Source organism: Staphylococcus sp. SUC_1.2, from assembly GCF_026222585.1.
In genome coordinates this window covers 14,851-37,597 of sequence record NZ_JANJPM010000006.1, presented here as the reverse complement: position 1 = coordinate 37,597, position 22,747 = coordinate 14,851, and the positions used below count along the sequence as shown (strand labels likewise).

Annotated in this window: 21 protein-coding genes and 1 tRNA gene; 17 read left to right on the top strand and 5 right to left on the bottom strand. The window is 31.9% G+C overall.

The features are described from left to right. The first annotated feature begins 150 nt into the window (after window positions 1-150). The 10 genes from uvrB to whiA all read left to right on the top strand — a co-directional run bounded on the left by uvrB (window position 151) and on the right by whiA (window position 12,901). Window positions 151-2,136 (top strand): excinuclease ABC subunit UvrB, encoded by a 1,986-nt coding sequence (gene uvrB / locus NR218_RS03355; RefSeq protein WP_071860279.1) that lies wholly within the window; start codon window positions 151-153, stop codon window positions 2,134-2,136. A 7-nt stretch (window positions 2,137-2,143) separates the two neighbouring features. Then, window positions 2,144-4,984: an excinuclease ABC subunit UvrA gene (gene uvrA, locus NR218_RS03350; RefSeq protein ID WP_265883246.1), complete on the top strand. Its 2,841-nt coding sequence runs from the start codon at window positions 2,144-2,146 to the stop codon at window positions 4,982-4,984. Window positions 4,985-5,085: 101 nt separating this feature from the next. Beyond that, a complete protein-coding gene (hprK, locus tag NR218_RS03345; RefSeq protein ID WP_017175919.1) occupies window positions 5,086-6,021 on the top strand; it encodes an HPr(Ser) kinase/phosphatase in 936 nt (311 codons plus the stop codon). A gap of 3 nt (window positions 6,022-6,024) precedes the next feature. Next, complete coding sequence (gene lgt, locus NR218_RS03340; RefSeq protein WP_048761415.1) at window positions 6,025-6,867, top strand: prolipoprotein diacylglyceryl transferase; 843 nt, start codon at window positions 6,025-6,027, stop codon at window positions 6,865-6,867. Then, window positions 6,867-7,346, top strand: a complete 480-nt coding sequence (locus NR218_RS03335) for an acyltransferase (RefSeq protein ID WP_017175917.1) — start codon at window positions 6,867-6,869, stop codon at window positions 7,344-7,346. Before lgt ends, NR218_RS03335 begins: the two co-directional genes overlap by 1 nt. A 17-nt stretch (window positions 7,347-7,363) precedes the next feature. Continuing rightward, complete coding sequence (locus tag NR218_RS03330; protein ID WP_017175916.1) at window positions 7,364-8,803, top strand: tetratricopeptide repeat protein; 1,440 nt, start codon at window positions 7,364-7,366, stop codon at window positions 8,801-8,803. 63 nt (window positions 8,804-8,866) lie between these two features. Next, window positions 8,867-9,808 carry a thioredoxin-disulfide reductase gene (gene trxB / locus NR218_RS03325; RefSeq protein ID WP_017175915.1) on the top strand — a complete coding sequence of 314 codons (942 nt, stop codon included), beginning with the start codon at window positions 8,867-8,869 and terminating at the stop codon, window positions 9,806-9,808. A 153-nt stretch (window positions 9,809-9,961) separates the two neighbouring features. Beyond that, window positions 9,962-10,876, top strand: a complete 915-nt coding sequence (rapZ, locus tag NR218_RS03320) for an RNase adapter RapZ (RefSeq protein ID WP_017175914.1) — start codon at window positions 9,962-9,964, stop codon at window positions 10,874-10,876. Beyond that, window positions 10,873-11,859, top strand: coding sequence for a gluconeogenesis factor YvcK family protein (locus NR218_RS03315; protein WP_019834951.1), 987 nt, complete (start codon window positions 10,873-10,875; stop codon window positions 11,857-11,859). Before rapZ ends, NR218_RS03315 begins: the two co-directional genes overlap by 4 nt. 97 nt (window positions 11,860-11,956) lie before the next feature. Next, on the top strand, window positions 11,957-12,901 hold the full coding sequence (gene whiA / locus NR218_RS03310) for a DNA-binding protein WhiA (RefSeq protein WP_019834952.1): 945 nt from the start codon (window positions 11,957-11,959) through the stop codon (window positions 12,899-12,901). A 67-nt stretch (window positions 12,902-12,968) separates the two neighbouring features. Here whiA and NR218_RS03305 read toward each other — a convergent pair. Continuing rightward, window positions 12,969-13,040, bottom strand: a tRNA-Arg gene (locus NR218_RS03305). Window positions 13,041-13,217: 177 nt separating this feature from the next. On the opposite strand from NR218_RS03305, the gene clpP reads away from it, so the two are divergent. Beyond that, window positions 13,218-13,805: an ATP-dependent Clp endopeptidase proteolytic subunit ClpP gene (gene clpP, locus NR218_RS03300; RefSeq protein ID WP_017175911.1), complete on the top strand. Its 588-nt coding sequence runs from the start codon at window positions 13,218-13,220 to the stop codon at window positions 13,803-13,805. 52 nt (window positions 13,806-13,857) lie between these two features. Here the strand turns inward: clpP and NR218_RS03295 are convergent, their stop codons facing one another. From NR218_RS03295 to NR218_RS03285, 3 genes are all read right to left on the bottom strand, one after another. Next, complete coding sequence (locus NR218_RS03295) at window positions 13,858-14,040, bottom strand: hypothetical protein (RefSeq protein ID WP_265883244.1); 183 nt, start codon at window positions 14,038-14,040, stop codon at window positions 13,858-13,860. Window positions 14,041-14,057: 17 nt separating this feature from the next. Next, entirely contained in the window at window positions 14,058-14,957 is a 900-nt protein-coding gene (locus NR218_RS03290; RefSeq protein WP_017175910.1) for a TIGR01777 family oxidoreductase, read from the bottom strand. Window positions 14,958-15,230: 273 nt separating this feature from the next. Beyond that, on the bottom strand, window positions 15,231-15,401 hold the full coding sequence (locus NR218_RS03285) for a hypothetical protein (protein ID WP_002448117.1): 171 nt from the start codon (window positions 15,399-15,401) through the stop codon (window positions 15,231-15,233). 187 nt (window positions 15,402-15,588) lie between these two features. Here NR218_RS03285 and NR218_RS03280 point away from each other — a divergent pair, with 187 nt between their 5' ends. Next, window positions 15,589-16,377 carry a hypothetical protein gene (locus tag NR218_RS03280; protein ID WP_017175909.1) on the top strand — a complete coding sequence of 263 codons (789 nt, stop codon included), beginning with the start codon at window positions 15,589-15,591 and terminating at the stop codon, window positions 16,375-16,377. Window positions 16,378-16,429: 52 nt separating this feature from the next. Here the strand turns inward: NR218_RS03280 and NR218_RS03275 are convergent, their stop codons facing one another. After that, window positions 16,430-16,657 (bottom strand): hypothetical protein, encoded by a 228-nt coding sequence (locus NR218_RS03275; protein ID WP_017175908.1) that lies wholly within the window; start codon window positions 16,655-16,657, stop codon window positions 16,430-16,432. 267 nt (window positions 16,658-16,924) lie between these two features. Here NR218_RS03275 and NR218_RS03270 point away from each other — a divergent pair, with 267 nt between their 5' ends. From NR218_RS03270 to gpmI, 5 genes are all read left to right on the top strand, one after another. Next, the gene (locus NR218_RS03270) at window positions 16,925-17,944 is read left to right on the top strand and encodes a sugar-binding transcriptional regulator (RefSeq protein ID WP_017175907.1); all 1,020 of its coding nucleotides are present in this window, start codon (window positions 16,925-16,927) and stop codon (window positions 17,942-17,944) included. 46 nt (window positions 17,945-17,990) lie between these two features. After that, on the top strand, window positions 17,991-18,998 hold the full coding sequence (gene gap / locus NR218_RS03265; RefSeq protein ID WP_017175906.1) for a type I glyceraldehyde-3-phosphate dehydrogenase: 1,008 nt from the start codon (window positions 17,991-17,993) through the stop codon (window positions 18,996-18,998). A gap of 145 nt (window positions 18,999-19,143) precedes the next feature. Further along, complete coding sequence (locus tag NR218_RS03260) at window positions 19,144-20,334, top strand: phosphoglycerate kinase (RefSeq protein ID WP_017175905.1); 1,191 nt, start codon at window positions 19,144-19,146, stop codon at window positions 20,332-20,334. Between the two features lie 111 nt (window positions 20,335-20,445). After that, a complete protein-coding gene (gene tpiA / locus NR218_RS03255; protein ID WP_017175904.1) occupies window positions 20,446-21,207 on the top strand; it encodes a triose-phosphate isomerase in 762 nt (253 codons plus the stop codon). Window positions 21,208-21,209: 2 nt separating this feature from the next. Next, window positions 21,210-22,727 carry a 2,3-bisphosphoglycerate-independent phosphoglycerate mutase gene (gene gpmI, locus NR218_RS03250; RefSeq protein WP_019835815.1) on the top strand — a complete coding sequence of 506 codons (1,518 nt, stop codon included), beginning with the start codon at window positions 21,210-21,212 and terminating at the stop codon, window positions 22,725-22,727. The last annotated feature ends 20 nt before the right edge of the window (window positions 22,728-22,747 follow it).

Sequence of the window (22,747 nt, the reverse complement as noted above, 5' to 3'; positions counted from 1 at the left end):
CATCTTTTATATATGTATAAAAAATGATGGCAAACGTAAGCGAACAAACGTTTGTTTTTTTATTCGCTTTTTTGTTAAAATAAGTATAAATAATATTATTTATACTGAAATAAACAATTAATAAAATAAACTGAGGAGGCGCTTGAAAGAATGGTAGAACATCATCCTTTTAAATTAAATTCTGAATTTGAACCACAAGGGGACCAGCCTCAAGCCATAAAAAAAATCGTTGAAGGTGTTAAAGCTGGTAAACGTCATCAAACATTACTTGGTGCAACGGGTACTGGTAAAACATTTACCATGAGTAATGTTATTAAAGAAGTTGGAAAACCTACATTAATTATAGCGCATAATAAAACGCTAGCAGGTCAATTGTATAGTGAATTTAAAGAGTTCTTTCCTGAAAATAGGGTAGAATATTTCGTGAGTTACTACGATTATTATCAACCTGAAGCATATGTACCATCAACGGATACATTTATCGAAAAAGACGCCTCAATTAACGATGAAATTGATCAGTTACGACATTCAGCTACAAGTGCTTTATTCGAACGTGATGATGTGATTATTATTGCAAGTGTAAGTTGTATTTATGGTTTAGGTAATCCAGAAGAATACAAAGATTTAGTTGTTAGCGTTCGAGTAGGGATGGAAATGGATAGAAGTGAGCTTCTTCGAAAATTAGTCGATGTTCAATATTCAAGAAACGACATCGATTTTCAACGTGGTACATTTAGAGTAAGAGGAGATGTTGTAGAAATCTTTCCTGCTTCAAGGGAAGAAATGTGTATCCGAGTAGAATTCTTTGGCGATGAAGTTGATAGAATCAGAGAAGTAAATTATCTAACTGGTGAAGTGATACGTGAAAGAGAACATTTTGCTATATTCCCTGCTTCCCACTTCGTTACTAGAGAAGAAAAAATGAAAGTCGCTATTGAACGTATTGAAAAAGAACTTGAAGAGCGATTAAAAGAATTGAAAGCTGAAAATAAATTATTAGAAGCACAACGTCTAGAACAACGTACAAATTATGACTTAGAAATGATGAGAGAGATGGGCTTTTGTTCAGGAATAGAGAATTATTCTGTTCATTTAACATTAAGACCACTTGGTTCCACACCTTATACTTTACTTGATTATTTTGGTGATGATTGGCTTGTAATGATAGATGAGTCGCACGTGACGTTACCACAAATTAGAGGTATGTTTAATGGAGACCAAGCACGTAAAAAAGTACTCGTAGATCATGGTTTCCGTTTACCAAGTGCTATGGATAACCGTCCGCTTAAATTTGAAGAATTTGAACAAAAAACTAAACAGCTCGTTTATGTTTCAGCAACACCTGGTCCATATGAAATTGAACATACTGATAAAATGGTAGAACAAATTATTCGACCAACTGGTTTATTAGATCCTAAAATTGATGTTCGACCTACGAAGAATCAAATTGATGATTTACTCAGTGAAATTCAAGAAAGAATTGATAGGAATGAACGTGTACTTGTCACAACCTTAACTAAAAAAATGAGTGAAGATTTGACAACATATATGAAAGAGGCAGGAATTAAAGTGAATTATCTTCATTCTGAAATCAAAACACTTGAACGTATAGAAATTATACGTGATTTAAGAATGGGCACATATGATGCTGTAGTAGGTATCAATTTGCTTAGAGAGGGTATTGATATACCTGAAGTGTCGTTAGTAGTTATTTTAGATGCAGATAAAGAAGGATTTTTACGTTCAAATCGTTCACTTATTCAAACTATCGGACGTGCTGCACGTAACGATAAAGGAGAAGTTATCATGTATGCCGATAAGATAACAGACTCTATGCAGTACGCAATTGATGAAACACAGCGTCGTCGAGAAATACAAATGGCACATAACGAAAAATATGGTATTACTCCTAAAACAATCAATAAAAAAATACATGATGTCATTAGTGCAACAGTGGATAATGATGAAACAAATGAAAAGCAACAAACTGAAGTACCTAAGAAAATGACAAAGAAAGAACGTCAGAAAACAATTGAAAATATTGAAAAAGAAATGAAAAAAGCAGCTAAAGATTTAGACTTTGAAAGAGCAACAGAATTGAGAGATATGTTATTTGAACTAAAAGCAGAAGGGTGATTATTACATGAAAGGTCCAAGTATCGTAGTTAAAGGTGCAAGAGCACATAACTTAAAAGATATCGATATTGAGTTACCAAAGAACAAACTTATAGTGATGACTGGTCTCTCTGGGTCGGGAAAATCATCACTTGCATTTGACACAATATATGCTGAAGGACAACGTCGCTATGTAGAATCGTTAAGTGCCTACGCACGACAATTTTTAGGACAAATGGATAAGCCAGATGTTGATACCATTGAAGGACTATCACCTGCAATTTCAATTGACCAAAAAACGACAAGTAAAAACCCGCGTTCTACAGTAGCTACTGTGACTGAAATATATGATTACATTCGATTATTATATGCACGTGTGGGGAAAGCATTTTGTCCATATCATGGAATCGAAATTGAATCGCAAACCGTCCAGCAAATGGTAGATCGTATATTAGAATTAGAAGAAAGAACTAAAATTCAAATTTTAGCTCCTTTAGTTTCACATAGAAAAGGGAGCCATGAAAAATTAATTGAAGATATTGGCAAAAAGGGATATGTCAGATTACGTGTCAATGGTGAAGTGGTCGATGTAAACGAGGTTCCTGCACTAGATAAAAATAAAAATCATACTATTGAAGTAGTTGTAGATCGTTTAGTTGTAAAATCAGGAATAGAAACAAGATTAGCAGATTCAATAGAAACAAGTTTAGAGCTAGGTGAAGGAAACCTTACTGTTGATGTCATTGGTGGAGAAGATCTCAAATTCTCTGAAAATCATGCTTGTCCAATTTGTGGATTTTCTATAGGTGAATTAGAACCTAGAATGTTTAGTTTTAATAGCCCATTCGGTGCTTGTCCAACATGTGATGGATTAGGTCAAAGACTTACAGTAGATCTAGATTTGGTTGTTCCTGATACTAATAAAACTTTAAATGAAGGTGCGATTGAACCTTGGGAGCCTACAAGTTCCGACTTTTATCCAACATTATTAAAACGAGTATGTGAAGTTTATAAAATTAATATGGATAAGCCATATAAAAAATTGACTGATAGACAAAAAGGTATTCTTATGAATGGGTCAGGCGATAAAGAAATTGAGTTTTCATTTCATAGTCGAAATGGAGGCACACGCCGTAGAAAAATGAAATTTGAAGGCGTAGTCGCTAATATAGATCGACGTTATCACGAATCACCATCAGAATATACACGTGAAATGATGAGTAGATATATGACTGAACTTCCGTGTGAAACATGTCACGGTAAACGTTTAAGTAAAGAAGCACTTTCAGTATATGTTGGTGGATACAATATTGGAGAAGTTGTAGAATATTCAATTAAAAATGCACTCAAATTTTATGAGAATATAGAGTTATCAGAGCAAGACAAAGCGATTGCTAAACAAATTTTAATTGAGATTATTTCAAGATTGACATTTTTAAATAATGTAGGCCTTGATTATTTAACACTGAATCGTTCTTCAGGAACATTATCAGGTGGAGAAGCACAACGTATTCGTCTTGCTACTCAAATTGGATCACGATTGACAGGCGTGCTTTATGTATTAGACGAACCTTCTATCGGGTTACATCAACGCGATAATGATCGTTTAATCAATACATTAAAAGAGATGAGAGATTTAGGTAACACACTAATTGTCGTTGAACATGATGATGATACGATGAGAGCAGCAGATTACCTTGTTGATGTCGGACCTGGTGCAGGTAACCATGGCGGCGAAATTGTCTCAAGTGGGACTCCTAAAAAGGTAATGAAAGACAAGAAATCCTTAACAGGTCAATACTTGAGCGGTAAAAAACGTATTGACGTACCGGAACATCGTAGAGAAATCACGAATCGTAAAATATCAATAAAAGGTGCAAAAAGTAATAATTTAAAAGATGTTGATGTAGATATTCCATTGTCTGTAATGACGGTTGTAACTGGTGTTTCTGGATCAGGTAAAAGTTCATTAGTTAATGAAGTGTTATATAAATCATTAGCTCAAACAATTAATAATTCTAAAGTTAAACCTGGAGAGCATGAGGAAATTAAAGGTATTGATCAATTAGATAAGATTATAGATATTGATCAATCACCTATAGGAAGAACACCACGTTCTAACCCGGCGACATATACAGGTGTATTTGATGACATTAGAGATGTTTTTGCTCAAACGAATGAAGCTAAAATTAGAGGATATCAAAAAGGACGCTTTAGTTTTAATGTTAAAGGCGGTCGTTGTGAAGCTTGTAAAGGCGATGGCATCATTAAAATAGAAATGCACTTCTTACCAGATGTATATGTTCCATGCGAAGTGTGTGATGGCAAACGATACAATAGAGAAACTTTAGAAGTCACATATAAAGGGAAAAATATTGCAGATGTATTAGCAATGACAGTAGAAGAAGCGACTTATTTCTTTGAAAATATTCCTAAAATTCATAGAAAATTACAAACACTTGTAGATGTAGGATTAGGCTATATTACTTTAGGACAACAAGCAACCACACTTTCTGGTGGGGAAGCACAACGTGTGAAACTGGCTTCAGAATTACACAAACGTTCTACAGGACGCTCAATTTATATCTTAGATGAACCTACTACAGGTCTTCATGTTGACGATATCAGTCGATTATTAAAAGTATTAAATCGCCTTGTGGAAAATGGAGATACAGTGGTTATTATTGAACATAATTTAGATGTTATTAAAACAGCAGATTATATTATAGATTTAGGACCAGAAGGTGGCGAAGGTGGCGGTACTATCGTTGCAACTGGAACGCCAGAAGACATTGCAAGTGTGGGAGCTTCTTATACTGGTAAGTATTTAAAAACAGTGTTAGAACGTGATAAAGTGCGAGATGAATAAAATAGCATTTAATGTGCGATAGTGTTTTTTTATATAACATATTGTTATATTTTTGATATGATAAGAGATGAATTAATTCAAGGGAATTTTGAGGTGAACTCATGTTAACGACAGATAGATTGGTTAAAGTATTAAAACTGAAGCTATTTACTGGAGAAAAAGGATTAAATAAAACGATTAAAAACATTGATATTTCTAGACCTGGTTTAGAAATGGCAGGTTATTTTTCTCATTATGCAGCAAATCGTATTCAATTATTAGGTACCACTGAATTATCATTTTACAATTTATTACCAGATGAAGAAAGACGGGGACGAATGAGAAAATTATGTCGTCCTGAAACGCCAGCAATTATTGTGACAAGAGGATTAGAGCCACCTCAAGAACTGATTGAAGCGGCTCAAGAAATGGATACACCTTTGATTGTTTCTAAAGATGCTACAACAAGTTTAATGAGTCGATTAACGACATTTTTAGAACATGAGTTAGCTAAAACGACCTCTCTACACGGTGTTTTAGTAGACGTATATGGTGTAGGAGTATTAATTACAGGAGACTCTGGCATCGGGAAAAGTGAAACAGCATTAGAATTAGTAAAGCGAGGTCATCGTTTAGTAGCAGACGATAATGTTGAAATCCGTGAAATTACGAAAGACGAATTGGTTGGTACACCACCTAAGTTAATTGAACATTTATTAGAAATACGTGGACTAGGAATTATCAATGTCATGACTTTATTTGGAGCGGGGTCAATTCTAACCCAAAAACAAATACGGTTAAATATAAATCTTGAAAATTGGGATAAGAATAAATTATATGATCGCGTTGGATTAAATGAAGAAACATTAAAGATTTTAGATACAGAAATAACTAAAAAAACAATCCCTGTAAGACCAGGAAGAAACGTTGCTGTTATTATAGAAGTAGCTGCAATGAATTATCGTTTAAATATCATGGGTATTAATACAGCTGAAGAATTTAATCAACGTTTGAATGAAGAAATTATCAAGAATGGGAATCAGAATGAAGGGAAATAGTATATGCTTTTTAATTTGAATTATATCAATCCTACTGCTATCGATATAGGTCCTTTATCGATAAAATGGTATGGAATTATTATTGCAGTAGGAATATTAATAGGATATTTTATTGCTCAAGAAAGCTTGAAATCTATAGGATTACATAAAGATACATTAGTAGATATTATCTTTTATTGTGCAATTTTCGGATTTCTAGTTGCAAGAATTTATTTTGTTATATTTCAATGGCCTTATTATATGGAAAATCCATCAGAAATACCTAAAATTTGGCATGGCGGGATAGCTATTCACGGTGGATTAATAGGTGGCTTTATTACTGGAATTATTCTATGTAAATTGAAAAATCTTAATCCTTTTCAAATTGGAGACATTGTTGCGCCAAGTATTATATTAGCTCAAGGTATAGGGCGATGGGGCAATTTTATGAATCATGAAGCTCATGGTGGACCGGTATCAAGAACATTTCTAGAAAGCATGCATATTCCAGAATTTATTATTCGAAATATGTATATTGAAGGTGTATACTATCATCCTACTTTTTTATATGAATCTATTTGGGATATACTTGGATTTATTATATTAATTACCCTTAGAAAGCATCTACGTGTTGGAGAAACATTTTCATTATACCTCATTTGGTATTCAATAGGACGCTTCTTTATTGAAGGATTAAGAACAGACAGTTTAATGTTAACAAGTCATATTCGCGTAGCTCAACTTGTTTCAGTTATTTTAATGATTATGGGTATTATTTTAATTATCTATCGTCGAATCAAACATCAACCAGTTATTTATAAAAATGCTGGACCATTAACTTGGAATTCAAGAGTGAAGGTAAAATAATGAGACGATTAACTATTATTAATACACAGTCGATGAATCCCTTATGGCGCATTTACCAATTTGTTCGTTTTTCTAAAGTGTTAAAAAATACAGTAATAATAGAAATAAGTCGCTTTATTCCTTTTTTAAATGTAAAACGTTATATTTATATTCATTTCTTGAAGATGTCAATTGGGGAACGAACTGCATTTGCCTATAAGGTAATGCCTGATATTTTTCATCCCCAGTTAATATCTATTGGCAGTAATACTGTTATTGGTTATAATACAACAATATTAACGCATGAAATTTTAGTAAATGAGTATCGTTATGGACGAGTGGACATTGGTTCTCATACTTTAATTGGAGCAAATGTGACCATTTTACCTGGGGTGAAAATCGGTCATAACGTTATAATTAAAGCAGGTACTATCGTCTCTAAAGATGTTCCCGATGATACTATTGCTTTTGGAAACCCCATGCAAATTCATAATAAATAAGAAAGTGGTGACAAAGCATGGCACGAAAGGAACAAAAAATTATTCCAATGACTTTTGATGAGAATTTTTATCGAAAGATGGCAGATCAAAAATATAAACAGAGAGATTATAGAAAAGCAGCTGAATATTATAGAAATGTGCTAGATTTGTCACCTGAAGATTTTGATATAAGACTTAAGTATGCCGATTGTTTAAATGAATTGAATTTGAATAAAAAAGCAGAAAAAATGTTTTATGAAAGCATTATAAATGATCATAATGTAGCAGAAAGTTATTATCAATTGAGTCAACTGAATATTAAACTTAACGAGCCAAACAAGGCCTTCTTGTTTGGTATTAATTATGTAGTTTTATCAAATGATGATTCTTTTAGAGAAGAATTAGAAAAAATGTTCGAAGTTTCTTATATTGAAGAAAATAAAATTGAAATGGAAGCACAATTATTTGCAGTTCAATTATTATTTCAATATTTATTCGCTCAAGGACGTTTACAAGAAGCACGAACGTATATTTTAAAACAAAACGATGATATTCAGTCGCATCGCGTTATTAGAAATTTACTAGCAATGTGTTATCTTTATTTGAGTGAATATGAGATTGCTAAAGAATTATTCGAAACATTGCTTGCTGAAGATAACTCGGATGTACATGCACTCTGTCATTATACATTGCTATTATATAATACTAATGAAACAGAGAAGTATCACAAATATATAAAAATATTAAATAAAGTGATGCCGATGAACGAAGATGAAAGTTTTAAGTTAGGTATTGTACTAAGTTATCTCAAACAGTACAAAGCGTCTCAACAACTTTTATTACCTTTATATAAAAAGGGTAAGTTTGTTTCAATTCAAATGTTTAATGCTTTAAGCTATAACTATTATTACTTAGGAAATAAAAAACAAAGTAAATTATTTTGGGATAAATTATTGCAAATTTCTGAAGTAGATGTTGGATATGCCCCATGGGTATTAGAAGAAAGTAAATATACATTTGAACAAAAAATATTACCTTTATTATTAGATGATGACAGTCATTATCGATTATATGGCGTATTTTTATTAAATCAGTTAAACGGAAAAGAAATACTAATGACTGAAGACATTTGGTCAGTATTGGAAAACATGAATGACTATGAAAAGTTATATTTAACTTACTTAGTTCAAGGATTACATTTAAATAAGCTTGATTTTATTCATAAAGGATTAAAGAAAATGTATGACGTTGAAGAACTATCGTTTGATACAGAATTATTTGTCAGTTGGATTGATAAAGGAGAAGCTTTAATCGTTGAAGGCGTTAATTTTAAAGAGTTAAATAGATATATTGCGGCACATGTTTATTTATATTACCGTTATCATAAAAAGCGTATAACTAAAAAGAAAATCATTGAAATTTTTAATACTACAAGATATAAATTAGATAACGCAATTGATAAATTATTGAGCATATAAATTTATGAAAAGCAAATAATACTATATAATGCGCGTATTAATATAAACGTAGGAGGTATAAAAATGAACGAAGTAGATTTTGATGTTGCGATAATTGGGGCTGGACCAGCTGGAATGACTGCTGCAGTTTATGCATCACGTGCAAATCTAAATACAGTGATGATTGAACGTGGTATGCCTGGAGGACAAATGGCAAATACGGAAGAAGTTGAAAATTTTCCAGGGTTTGAAATGATTACAGGTCCAGATTTATCAACAAAAATGTTTGAACATGCGAAAAAATTTGGTGCTTCTTATCAATATGGAGATATCAAATCAATTGAAGATAATGGCGATCACAAAGTGATTAATCTAGGAAATAAAACTATAACAGCTAGAGCAGTGATTATTTCAACAGGTGCAGAATATAAAAAAATTGGTGTCCCTGGTGAACAAGAGTTAGGTGGCCGTGGCGTAAGTTATTGTGCAGTATGTGATGGCGCATTCTTTAAAAACAAAAATATATTTGTTATTGGTGGAGGCGATTCAGCGGTAGAAGAAGGCGCATTCCTTACTAAATTCGCTGATAAAGTAACAATTGTTCACCGAAGAGACGAATTAAGAGCCCAAAAAATTCTACAAGATCGTGCATTTAAAAATGAAAAAATTGATTTTATTTGGAGTCACACTTTGAAATCAATTAATGAAAAAGATGGAAAAGTTGGATCTGTAACGTTAGTTTCAACAAAAGATGCGTCTGAACAAACGTTAGATGCAGACGGTGTATTTATTTATATTGGGATGAAACCTTTAACAGCACCATTTAATAACTTAGGTATTACAAATGATATGGGTTATATTATTACAAAAGATGATATGACTACTTCTGTACCAGGGATTTTTGCAGCTGGAGACGTGAGAGATAAAGGATTACGTCAAATCGTAACTGCTACAGGTGATGGTAGTATTGCTGCACAAAGTGCAATTGATTATATCGAAGAATTAAAAGATAAAGAAGAAGCTTAAGGGATTAATTAAAGCTAGAATAATCACTTCTGATAGAAGTATTATTACTAGCTTTTTTCTTAGCAGTAAAGTCGATACAAATTGTTAGCAAGGTAAAAATATATGCTATGATGTTATATAAATACATGTATGCTTAAATGGATGGTGCTTAGAATGGTTAATCAAATAAATGATGAAATGAGCAAAAGTGAACTATTAGTTGTTACAGGATTGTCTGGCGCTGGTAAATCATTAGTTATTCAATGTTTAGAAGATATTGGCTTTTTCTGTGTAGATAATTTACCACCTATATTACTACCTAAACTTGTGGAGTTAATGGAGCAAGGTAACCCTTCACTTCAAAAAGTAGCAATTGCAATTGATTTAAGAGGAAAAGAGTTATTTAAATCACTTATAGATGAAATTGATGTAATTAAAACGCGAAATGATGTTATTGTAGATGTTATGTTTTTAGAAGCTACAACTGAAAAATTAATTTCTAGATATAAAGAATCACGTAGAGCGCACCCTTTAAATCAAAATGGTCAAATGTCTTTAATTGATTCAATTCTAGAAGAACAACAATTACTTTCAAATATTAGATCAATAGCGAATTATATTATTGATACTACAGAGTTAAAGCCTAAAGAATTAAAAGAAAGAATCAAACGTCATTTCGCCGATGAAAAAATGAATTCATTTAGTATTAATGTAACTAGTTTTGGATTTAAACATGGTATTCAGAAAGATGCTGATTTAGTATTCGATGTACGCTTTTTGCCTAATCCATATTATGTTGAAGACTTGAGACCGATGACTGGAGAAGATGAAGCAGTTTATAATTATGTGATGAAATGGAAAGAAACTGAAACTTTCTTTGAAAAACTAATGGATTTACTTATTTTTATGATTCCAGGCTATAAAAAAGAGGGTAAATCACAACTGGTTATAGCAATAGGTTGTACTGGCGGACAACATCGCTCTGTAGCCTTAGCTAAACGTATCGGAGAAGAGTTAAATGATATATTTGATTATAATGTGTATGTTCATCATAGAGATGCACATATTGAAAGTGGCGTGAAGAAATGAAACAGTTGAAAGTAGTACTAATCGGAGGAGGCACAGGACTCTCAGTACTAGCTAGAGGGTTACGAGAATATCCAATAGATATTACTGCTATTGTTACAGTTGCAGATGATGGTGGTAGTACAGGTAAAATTAGAGATGAAATGTCTATTCCTGCTCCAGGAGATATTAGAAATGTCATTGCAGCGCTAAGTGATGCAGAACCAATTCTAGAAGAATTATTTCAGTATCGTTTTGAAGAACATCAAATTGAAGGTCACTCATTAGGTAATTTATTACTTGCAGCACTTACAAATATAAAAAATGACTTTGGTCATGCAGTGAAAGAATTAAGTAAAATTTTAAACATTAAAGGAAAAGTGATTCCATCTACTAATACTAATGTTATGTTAAATGCTGTTTTAGAAGATGGTGAGATTGTTAAAGGTGAATCTAAAATACCTAAAAAAAATAAAAAAATTCGACGTGTCTATTTAGAACCATCTAATGTAGAACCCATGCAGGAAGCCGTTGATGCTTTACAAGAAGCGGATTTAATTGTTCTAGGTCCTGGTTCACTGTATACAAGTGTAATTTCAAATTTGTGTATTGAAGGTATTTCTAAAGCAATAATAAGTTCACAAGCACCGAAATTATACATTTCTAATATTATGACTCAACCAGGAGAAACAAATGATTATGATGTCTACGATCATGTTAAAGCTATTCATCAACATGCTGGTGAACCATTTATTGATTATGTTATTTGTAGTAATGATGCATTTGATGAACAGATTCTTCAACGATATAAAGAACGTAATGCTCATCCTGTAAGTACGAATAAAATAAAATTAACAGAAAATAATATTAAAATGATTACTTCTAAAAATCTTGTAGAAATTTATGACCATGTCTTTGTTCGTCATAATACAAAGGTACTTGCTAAACTTGTATATGATTTAGCACTTGAATTAACAAGTACAATTCAATTTAAACCTAAAAAATAAATTTTAATGAATTAAAAAATAATTTGATATAGAGTGTTATATATTTTGAGATGTTAATTACATATAATAATGATGATGAGAAAAGGAGGGAGCATCAATGAGTTTTGCATCAGATATGAAAAATGAATTGACCCGCATTGAAGTCGATGAAAGTAATGCTAAAGCTGAACTTAGCGCTTTGATTCGGATGAACGGTGCACTCAGTTTATCTAATCAACAATTTGTAATTAATGTTCAAACTGAAAATGCGACTACGGCTCGAAGAATATATTCATTAATTAAGCGTATTTTTAATGTCGAAGTAGAAATTTTAGTACGAAAAAAAATGAAATTAAAAAAGAATAATATTTACATTTGTCGAACTAAAGTACGTGCTAAAGAAATACTTGATGAATTAGGTATTTTAAAAAATGGTATTTTCGTTCATGACATTGATGCGAGTATGATTAAAGATGATGAAATGCGTAGAAGCTATTTAAGAGGGGCATTTTTAGCGGGTGGATCAGTAAATAATCCAGAAACCTCTTCCTACCATTTAGAAATTTTTTCTCAATATGAAGGACATGCTGAGGGATTAACTAAACTAATGAACAGTTATGGACTGAATGCTAAGCATTTAGAACGAAAAAAAGGAAGTATTTCTTATTTGAAAGAAGCGGAGAAAATTTCTGAGTTTTTAAGTTTGATAGGGGGGTACCAAGCACTATTAAAATTTGAAGATGTAAGAATAGTGAGAGATATGAGAAACTCTGTCAATAGATTAGTAAATTGTGAAACAGCTAATTTAAATAAAACTGTGAGTGCAGCTATGAAACAAGTACAAAGCATTCAATTAATTGATGAAGAAATAGGTTTAGATAATTTACCTGATCGTTTAAGAGAGATTGCAAAATTACGAGTAGAACATCAAGAAATTTCTTTGAAAGAATTAGGAGAAATGATATCAAATGGGCCTATTTCTAAATCAGGAGTAAATCATCGCTTACGAAAATTAAATGAACTCGCTGATAAAATTAGAAATGGAGAAAAAGTCGAATTATAAAATAAAATGTGTTTTAAAAAATAGGATGAAACATTAATATAACGTTTCATCCTATTTTTAATAATAGCCCCCTCGAGAGGAATCGAACCTCTATCTTAAGAACCGGAATCTTACGTGCTATCCATTACACTACGAGGAGTATAATATAAAAACTAATTTCTGTACTAAATATATAATTAACAGTACAATTTGAATATATGAATAGTGTATAAAATTATAAAACGCAACGTCAAATAAATGTAAAGGTATTATTTTTGACCATTTTTGACTTTTATTGTAAAATAAATATAACAGTTAATTACAAGGAGGAAATATAATGAATTTAATTCCTACAGTTATTGAAACAACAAATCGCGGTGAACGCGCATATGATATTTATTCTCGTCTATTAAAAGACCGCATTATTATGTTAGGCTCAGCAATTGATGATAATGTTGCAAATTCAATTGTATCACAATTATTATTCTTACAAGCTCAAGATTCTGAAAAAGATATTTATTTATACATCAATTCTCCAGGTGGTAGTGTAACAGCAGGATTTGCTATTTACGATACAATTCAACACATTAAACCAGATGTACAAACAATTTGTATTGGTATGGCTGCGTCAATGGGATCATTCTTATTAGCAGCTGGTACAAAAGGTAAACGTTTTGCCTTACCAAACGCTGAAGTTATGATTCATCAACCATTAGGTGGCGCTCAAGGTCAAGCGACAGAAATTGAAATTGCTGCTAACCATATCTTAAAAACACGTGAAAAATTGAATCGTATTTTAGCTGAACGTACAGGTCAAAGTATTGAAAGAATTCAAAAAGATACTGATCGTGATAACTTCTTAACTGCTGATGAAGCAAAAGAATATGGTTTAATTGATCATGTAATGCAACCTGAAGATATGTAAATAGAATTGTTTAACATGTAAAAAAGGAAGAGCATTGATGCTCTTCCTTTTTTTATGGTTTTTTAGTTTTTAATAAATAATGTATAGCTACAAACCCTAATAATAATCCTATAATAATAAAGAAAAAAGATAAAAGTACCATAATAATACTCTTTTCGAAAGCAAAGACACCATTTAAAATTAAAAATACACTAGCGATAAGTAGTAAGATATACGTTAACTTGTTGTCATTCATTACTAAATCTCCAAATATTATTCGTTAATTAAGTCTTCAAGTGCAACTTTTAAATTATTATATCTAAAATTAAACCCTAATGCTTCTAATTTATTAGGTAAGACTTTTTGAGTATCGAGAACTACTGTCGACATTTCTCCTAGTACAGCACGCATAATGAATGATGGCACCCATGTTTCATGTGGTTTATGCATCGTACGTCCAAGCGTATAACCAAATAAATTTTGACGTTCAGGAATTGGAGAAGCCATATTAAATGGACCTTTTGCATTTGATTCGTCAATTGTAAATAAAATCGCACGCACTAAGTCATCTATGTGAATCCAAGAATACCATTGACGGCCAGAACCTAATTTGCCGCCTACGTAGAATTTATATGGTAGTTTCATCGTTTGAAGTGCGCCACCTTCAGAAGACAAAATCATACTAAATCTTCCCAATACAACACGTGTACCAAAATTTTCGAAACGACGAGCAAATCGTTCCCATTGATAAACAACATCTGACAGGAAATCAAAAGGAAGTGTTTGATATTGTTCTGTATAAGTTCGATGTAAACTTGGAGGATAATAACTCAAAGCACTGGCATTAAAAAGCACTTCAGGTTTATGTTGACGTTGCTCAAATAAATGAACTAAAGATTCAGTCGATTGAATACGACTTGTCATAATCGTTTGTTTGTAAGAGGATGTCCAACGTTTATTTAATGTAGCTCCTGCTAAATTAATAACTATATCAATATCTGGTACTTGATTTTCCCATCCTTTTTTAGACCAGTTAACATACGTAATCTTAGGCTCATCACTTTGTTTATCACTACGAGTTAAAATTGTAATATGAGCCTCTCTTTTTTTAATTTCATTTACTAAATGACTACCTACCATTCCAGTTCCACCAGTAATTAAAAATTGTTTCATTTACTAACACCTCATTTTTTATAAAGAAAATAAATTTTTTTAATGACAATGTAGAGAAAGATGCTCAAAAAGCATTCAAGATTTATTCAATAATATGTCATTAACTTTAGAAAATACGGTCATTAAATTACCTAAATTTAGCTATAATATAAGTGTAGATTTGCCATAGAGAATAGTAGAATATTTAAAAGTATGTTTATACCTTTAATATACTAATATACAAAACAAAAGTCATTTTAATTTCTTTCTATTCTCTTTCAAGTATCTATTATATTACTTTATAAATAAGATTAAGAATAATATGATTATAGGAATTAAAATGCCAATAAATATATCAAATTTTGAGTTTTTACTTTCATCAAAATCATCATTACTTAACATCATAGATTTAATTTTATTGCTTGAATGATGTTTGAATAATGTGTTAAAAGTATCTTTTTTCATTTTGTCACTCCAAAATTTACATCATATTGATAGTGTAGTTATTTATATATGATGTTATCATATATAATTGAATGAGTATTTCATTTATATATGTACTTAAGTGTTTTTTTATTTTTTTAAAAGGAAATAATGTAAAATAGATTGCTATATTAAAGGATGAATAGATAATTAAGAAGTGAGGGAGTCCATGTCAAAAAAAAATAGAAATCTTAAAGACTATGAAGCACATGAAAAGAAAAAGATGAGTGGTATTTCTAAAATAATTAGTACACTTATTGTGCTTCTATTACTTGGTGGATTGGTGTTTGCAGTTTTTGCTTTTGTAGATAATTCAAACAGAGTCAATGAACGTTTAAATAATCAGTCAACGGAAGAACATAAAGATAAGAAAGATAAAAATACTAAAAGTGATAAAAAGAATGAAGAAGGTACGCAAGAAAATACAACAAGTGAAAACAATACAAATAATAGTAAAGAAAATAAATTAGATAACGTAAAAAATCCAAATGTCACTGATAACTATTCTAATGAGCAAAATAATTCAATAAAAGTACAACCTACTAATCAAGGTAAAACAGCACAAACGCAGCAATCTTCTAAAGAAACATCTACAAAACAACCTAATACAAATCAAATTCAAAGTACTCAACAAAAAGAAAACGCACCAACTCAAGAAAAAGAAAACGCACCGACTCAAGAAAAAGCAACGCAAGAAGAAACAGATAAATCAACTAAAAATACTCAGTCAAGTCAATCTTCTCGTTCTAATGCTTCAACTGAAACATCACAACATAAGTCAAGTAACAATGACACAACTACTACACAAGAACGAGCTAATACAAATCAATCATCCCAAACACAAAAATCAACGATGCAACCATCTACTGCCGAACCTAAAACACAATCATCTAGTTCAACTACTTCAGAATCAAAAAATAATACCCAACAATCTCAAAGATTTTCAAACGAAGAATAAAAAAAGACCTAGGTATATACACATTTTACCATGTGTGTATCTCTAGGTTTTTTTAAAATATCCAGTTAAGCAAGAATGTTAAGATAATTGAAAGAACAATCGATATAAAAATAGAAGAGAAACAACCAAAAGGACAACCACAACCATAGTGATATCGTATTGTATTGTGATGTTCAGAAATATCTCGATATTCTTGTTCTCTTTTAAAATAGTTATCATCTTTATATCTATTATCAGAAGGATCTAAAACTTCTACATCCTTATTGTCTTTATATTTCAAAGTGCTTCCTCCTATCTAGTTAATGTTTAAATTATAATTCATCATTTTTGAAAAACCTATAAGGTTAACTCTATTGCATTTACTATACCCTATTTTAAATATTTAACAGATTATTTAAAATAATAAAGGTTTTCACTTGCTTTTTTATAACGACAATAGTAGTATTGCAATTGTAAAGAGGTTGAATTTTGTCCCACCTGGGACAAAAAAAGTCAAACCCCCTCTAACTCTCGATTACCTTTTGAGAAAAATAGGAGGAAGGTAGTAGTGAAAGACCTGATTAAACTACAACAAAAGTTGGTTCCTGACTTAGTTGATAAAATGTATCGACGTTTCTCTATCTTAACGACAATTTCAAATAATGAACCTGTTGGGCGTAGAAGTTTAAGCGAACATATGGATATTACAGAAAGAGTCTTAAGAACAGAAACAGATATATTAAAAAAGCAAAATCTTATACAAGTAAAATCAACTGGTATGGAAATCACTGAAGAAGGTACAAAAGTACTTAATCAATTAAGCGATTACTTTAAAGTGTATAAAGATGATAATCATTACGCTAAACATATTAAGTCCAACTTTGGAATTAAAGAAGTATATGTCATACCTGGAAATGCTGACATGCATGAAGAAGTTAAGTCTGAGATGGGTAGACAAGCAGGTCATTTACTAGAAGATATATTGTATGAAGATGCAATTGTGTCAGTGACAGGCGGATCAACAATGGCTAATGTTAGCCGAGCAATGCATTTATTACCATTTAATGTGTTTTTTGTTCCGGCACGTGGTGGTCTTGGTGAAAATATGGTTTATCAAGCAAATACAATTGCAGCAAGTATGGCACAACAAAGTGGTGGGTATTATACTACCCTATATGTACCAGATAATGTAAGCGAATCAACATATAATACATTACTGATGGAACCATCAGTTGTGCACACATTAGAAAAGATTAAACAAGCAAATATAACAATACACGGTATTGGTGATGCGCTGAAGATGGCGCATCGTAGACAATCATCTGATGAGGTGATTGAAAGACTTCAACATCATCAAGCCGTCGGAGAAGCTTTCGGATATTATTTTGACGCTCAAGGTCATGTAGTTCAAAAAGTAAAAACTATTGGATTACAACTTGAAGATTTAGAAAGCAAAGAATTTATATATGCTGTTGCTGGCGGCATGTCTAAGGGAGAAGCTATCAAAGCATATCTCAGTATTGCTCCCAAAAATACAATATTAATTACTGATGAAGCAGCAGCTAAAGTAATACTAAATAAGGAATAAAAAGTTATTTAACTTTTTAAATATCATTTTAAAGGAGGCCATTATAATGGCAGTAAAAGTAGCAATTAATGGTTTTGGTAGAATTGGTCGTTTAGCATTCAGAAGAATTCAAGACGTAGAAGGTATTGAAGTAGTTGCAGTAAACGACTTAACAGACGACGAAATGTTAGCTCATTTATTAAAATATGACACTATGCAAGGTCGCTTTAACGGAGACGTAGAAGTTGTTGAAGGTGGTTTCCGTGTAAATGGTAAAGAAGTTAAATCTTTTGAAGAACCAGATGCAAGTAAATTACCATGGGGCGATTTAGATATCGACGTAGTATTAGAATGTACTGGTTTCTATACAGAAAAAGAAAAAGCTGAAGCACACATTAATGCAGGAGCTAAAAAAGTATTAATTTCTGCTCCAGCTAAAGGTGATGTTAAAACTATCGTATTTAACACAAACCACAAAGATTTAGACGGATCTGAAACAGTAGTATCAGGTGCTTCATGTACTACAAACTCATTAGCACCAGTTGCTAAAGTTTTAAATGACGAATTTGGTATTGTTGAAGGTTTAATGACAACTATTCACGCTTACACTGGCGACCAAATGACTCAAGATGGTCCACACAAAAAAGGTGACAAACGTCGTGCACGTGCAGCAGCACAAAACATCGTACCTAACTCAACAGGTGCAGCTAAAGCTATCGGTAAAGTAATTCCTGAAATCGATGGTAAATTAGATGGTGGAGCACAACGTGTACCAGTAGCTACTGGTTCATTAACTGAAGTAACAGTTGTATTAGAAAAAGAAGTAACAGTTGAAGATGTTAACAAAGCAATGAAAAATGCTGCTGACGAATCATTCGGTTACACTGAAGATGAAATCGTATCATCAGATATTGTTGGTATGAACTTTGGTTCATTATTCGATGCAACTCAAACTCGTGTCATCTCAGTTGGCGACAAACAATTAGTTAAAGTAGCTGCTTGGTATGACAACGAAATGTCTTATACTTCTCAATTAGTACGTACTTTAGAATATTTAGCTGAATTAACTAAATAATTTCGTAGCCTAGTTTAATAAAAACTTGTGCTCAGTACACTTATATAAAATGTTGAATTAAGTTAGCTTATGAGTAAGCGGGGAGCACTAACGCTTCTCCGCTTATTTTTATATTAATAATTCCTATTTAAAGGAGGAAATTATAATGGCAAAAAAAATTGTTTCTGATTTAGACTTAAAAGGGAAAGTTGTACTTGAACGTGCTGATTTTAATGTACCTTTAAAAAACGGTGAAATTACAAATGATAACCGTATTGTTCAAGCTTTACCAACAATTAAATATATTTTAGAACAAGGCGGTAAATTAGTATTATTCTCTCATTTAGGTAAAGTTAAAGAAGAAAGTGATAAAAAAGAGTTAACTTTAAAACCAGTAGCGGATTCATTAACTGAAAAATTAGGCAAAGAAGTTGTGTTTATTCCAGAAACACGCGGTGAAAAATTAGAATCTGCAATTAAAAATTTAAATGAAGGCGATGTATTATTAGTTGAAAATACTCGTTTTGAAGATTTAGATGGTAAAAAAGAATCTAAAAATGATCCTGAATTAGGTAAGTATTGGGCATCATTAGGTGATGTGTTTGTAAATGATGCATTTGGTACTGCACACCGTGAACATGCTTCAAATGTTGGTATTTCTACTCATCTAGAAACAGCTGCAGGCTACCTAATGGAAAAAGAAATTAAATTTATCGGTGGTGTGGTAAATGATCCACATAAACCAGTTGTGGCTATTTTAGGTGGTGCTAAAGTATCTGACAAAATTGGTGTTATTAAAAATTTAGTGAATATCGCTGATAAAATCATTATTGGTGGCGGTATGGCATATACATTTTTAAAAGCACAAGGTAAAGAAATTGGTCTATCTTTATTAGAAGAAGATAAAATTGACTTTGCTAAAGAACTTTTAGAAAAAAATGGCGATCAAATTGTATTACCTGTTGATTGTAAAGTAGCTAAAGAATTTTCAAATGATGCTAAAATCACTGAAGTGTCTATTGATGAAATTCCAAGTGATCAAGAAGCAATGGATATTGGACCAAAAACAATCGAGTTATTTACTAAAGAATTACAAGGTGCTCACACAGTAGTATGGAACGGACCTATGGGTGTATTTGAATTTAGTAATTTTGCTAAAGGTACAATCGGTGTATGTAAAGCAATTGCTAACTTAGAAGATGCAATCACAATTATCGGCGGCGGTGATTCAGCAGCGGCTGCAATTTCACTAGGATTTGAAGATGATTTCACTCATATTTCAACTGGTGGCGGTGCTTCATTAGAATACCTTGAAGGTAAAGAATTACCTGGTATCAAAGCAATTAACGATAAATAATATTTATTTGAATAATAAAAATGTTTCTTTTATGATTTTCATGGGAAAACAATAAAAGAACGTAAATATTTATAATTAAGTTTAAATTTATTAATAATAGGAGTGTCAATAATGAGAAAACCAATCATAGCTGGTAACTGGAAAATGAATAAAACAGTTCAAGAAGCTAAAGACTTTGTAAACAATTTACCTACATTACCTGATGAAAAGGAAGTTGAATCAGTAATTTGTGCGCCAACAATTCAATTAGATGCATTAATCTCTCTAGTGAATGATGGCAAAGCAAAAGGATTAAAAATTGGTGCTCAAAACACTTATTTTGAAGATAATGGTGCATATACAGGAGAAACTTCTCCAGTAGCATTAGCTGATTTAGGTGTTAAATATGTCGTTATTGGACATTCAGAACGTCGTGAATTATTCCATGAAACAGATGAAGATGTAAATAAAAAAGCACATGCAGTATTTAATCATGGAATGACACCAATTATTTGTGTTGGTGAAACAGATGAAGAAAGAGAAAATGGCAAAGCTAACGAAGTAGTAAGCAACCAAGTAAAAGAAGCAGTAAAAGGCTTGTCAGAAGATCAACTTAAAGAAGTTGTTATTGCTTATGAACCAATTTGGGCAATCGGTACTGGTAAATCAGCTACTTCAGAAGATGCAAATGAAATGTGTGCACAAGTACGTAAAACAGTAGCAGACGTGTCTAGTCAAGATGTAGCTGATGCGACTCGTATTCAATATGGTGGTAGTGTGAAACCAAATAATGTTAAAGAATATATGGCTCAATCAGATATCGATGGTGCATTAGTTGGTGGCGCATCACTTAAAGTAGATGATTTTGTACAATTGTTAGAAGGTGCTAAATAATTATGGCTAAACAACCAACAGCATTAATTATTTTAGACGGTTTTGCTAACCGTGAAAGTGAACATGGTAATGCAGTAAAACAAGCGCATAAACCAAATTTTGATCGTTATTACAACAAATATCCTACGACTCAAATTGAAGCAAGTGGTTTAGATGTTGGTCTTCCCGAAGGTCAAATGGGTAACTCTGAAGTAGGTCATATGAATATAGGTGCAGGTCGTATTGTCTATCAAAGTTTAACTCGTATTAATAAATCCATTGAAGATGGTGATTTCTACGAAAATGAAGTGTTAGGTAAAGCAGCTCAACACGTTAAAGATCACGATTCAGCATTACATGTATTTGGTTTACTTTCAGATGGCGGTGTTCACAGTCATTACAAACATTTATTTGCATTATTAGAACTTGCTAAACAAAAAGGTTTAGATAAAGTGTATGTACATGCATTTTTAGATGGTCGTGATGTAGATCAAAAATCAGCAATTAAATATATTGAAGAAACAGAAGCTAAATTCAAAGAACTTGGTGTAGGTCAATTCGCATCAATTTCAGGTCGTTATTACGCAATGGACCGTGATAAACGTTGGGATCGTGAAGAAAAAGCTTATAATGCTATTCGCAATTTCGAAGGTCCTTCTTATGCGAATGCTAAAGAAGGTGTAGAAGCGAATTATGCAAATGATGTTACAGATGAATTTGTTGAACCTTTCATAGTTGAAGGACAAAATGAAGGTGTTCAAGATGGTGATGCTGTTATCTTCTTCAATTTCCGTCCTGATAGAGCAGCACAATTATCTGAAATATTTACAAATAAAGCATTTGACGGCTTTAAAGTTGAGCGTGTAAATGATTTATTCTATGCAACGTTTACTAAATACAATGATAATGTTGATGCAGAAGTCGTATTTGAAAAAGTTGATTTAACGAATACAATTGGTGAAGTTGCTCAAAATAATAATTTAAAACAATTACGTATTGCAGAAACTGAAAAATACCCACATGTTACTTATTTCATGAGTGGTGGACGTAATGAAGAATTTGAAGGTGAACGTCGTCGCTTAATCGATTCACCTAAAGTTGCTACGTATGATTTAAAACCTGAAATGAGTGCATACGAAGTTAAAGATACATTGTTAGAAGAGTTAGACAAAGGTGATTTAGATTTAATTATTTTAAACTTTGCTAACCCTGACATGGTAGGTCATAGTGGTATGCTTGAACCAACCATCAAAGCAATTGAAGCAGTAGATGAATGTTTAGGTGAAGTGGTTGATAAAATTTTAGATATGAATGGCTATGCAATTATTACAGCTGACCATGGTAACTCAGATCAAGTTTTAACTGATGATGATCAACCTATGACTACTCATACTACAAACCCAGTTCCAGTAATTGTTACTAAAGAAGATGTAACATTACGTGAAACTGGTCGTTTAGGTGACTTAGCACCTACATTACTAGACTTATTAAATGTTGACCAACCGTCAGACATGACAGGTGAATCTTTAATTAAGCATTAGTAAAACTGTAAATGATAAGA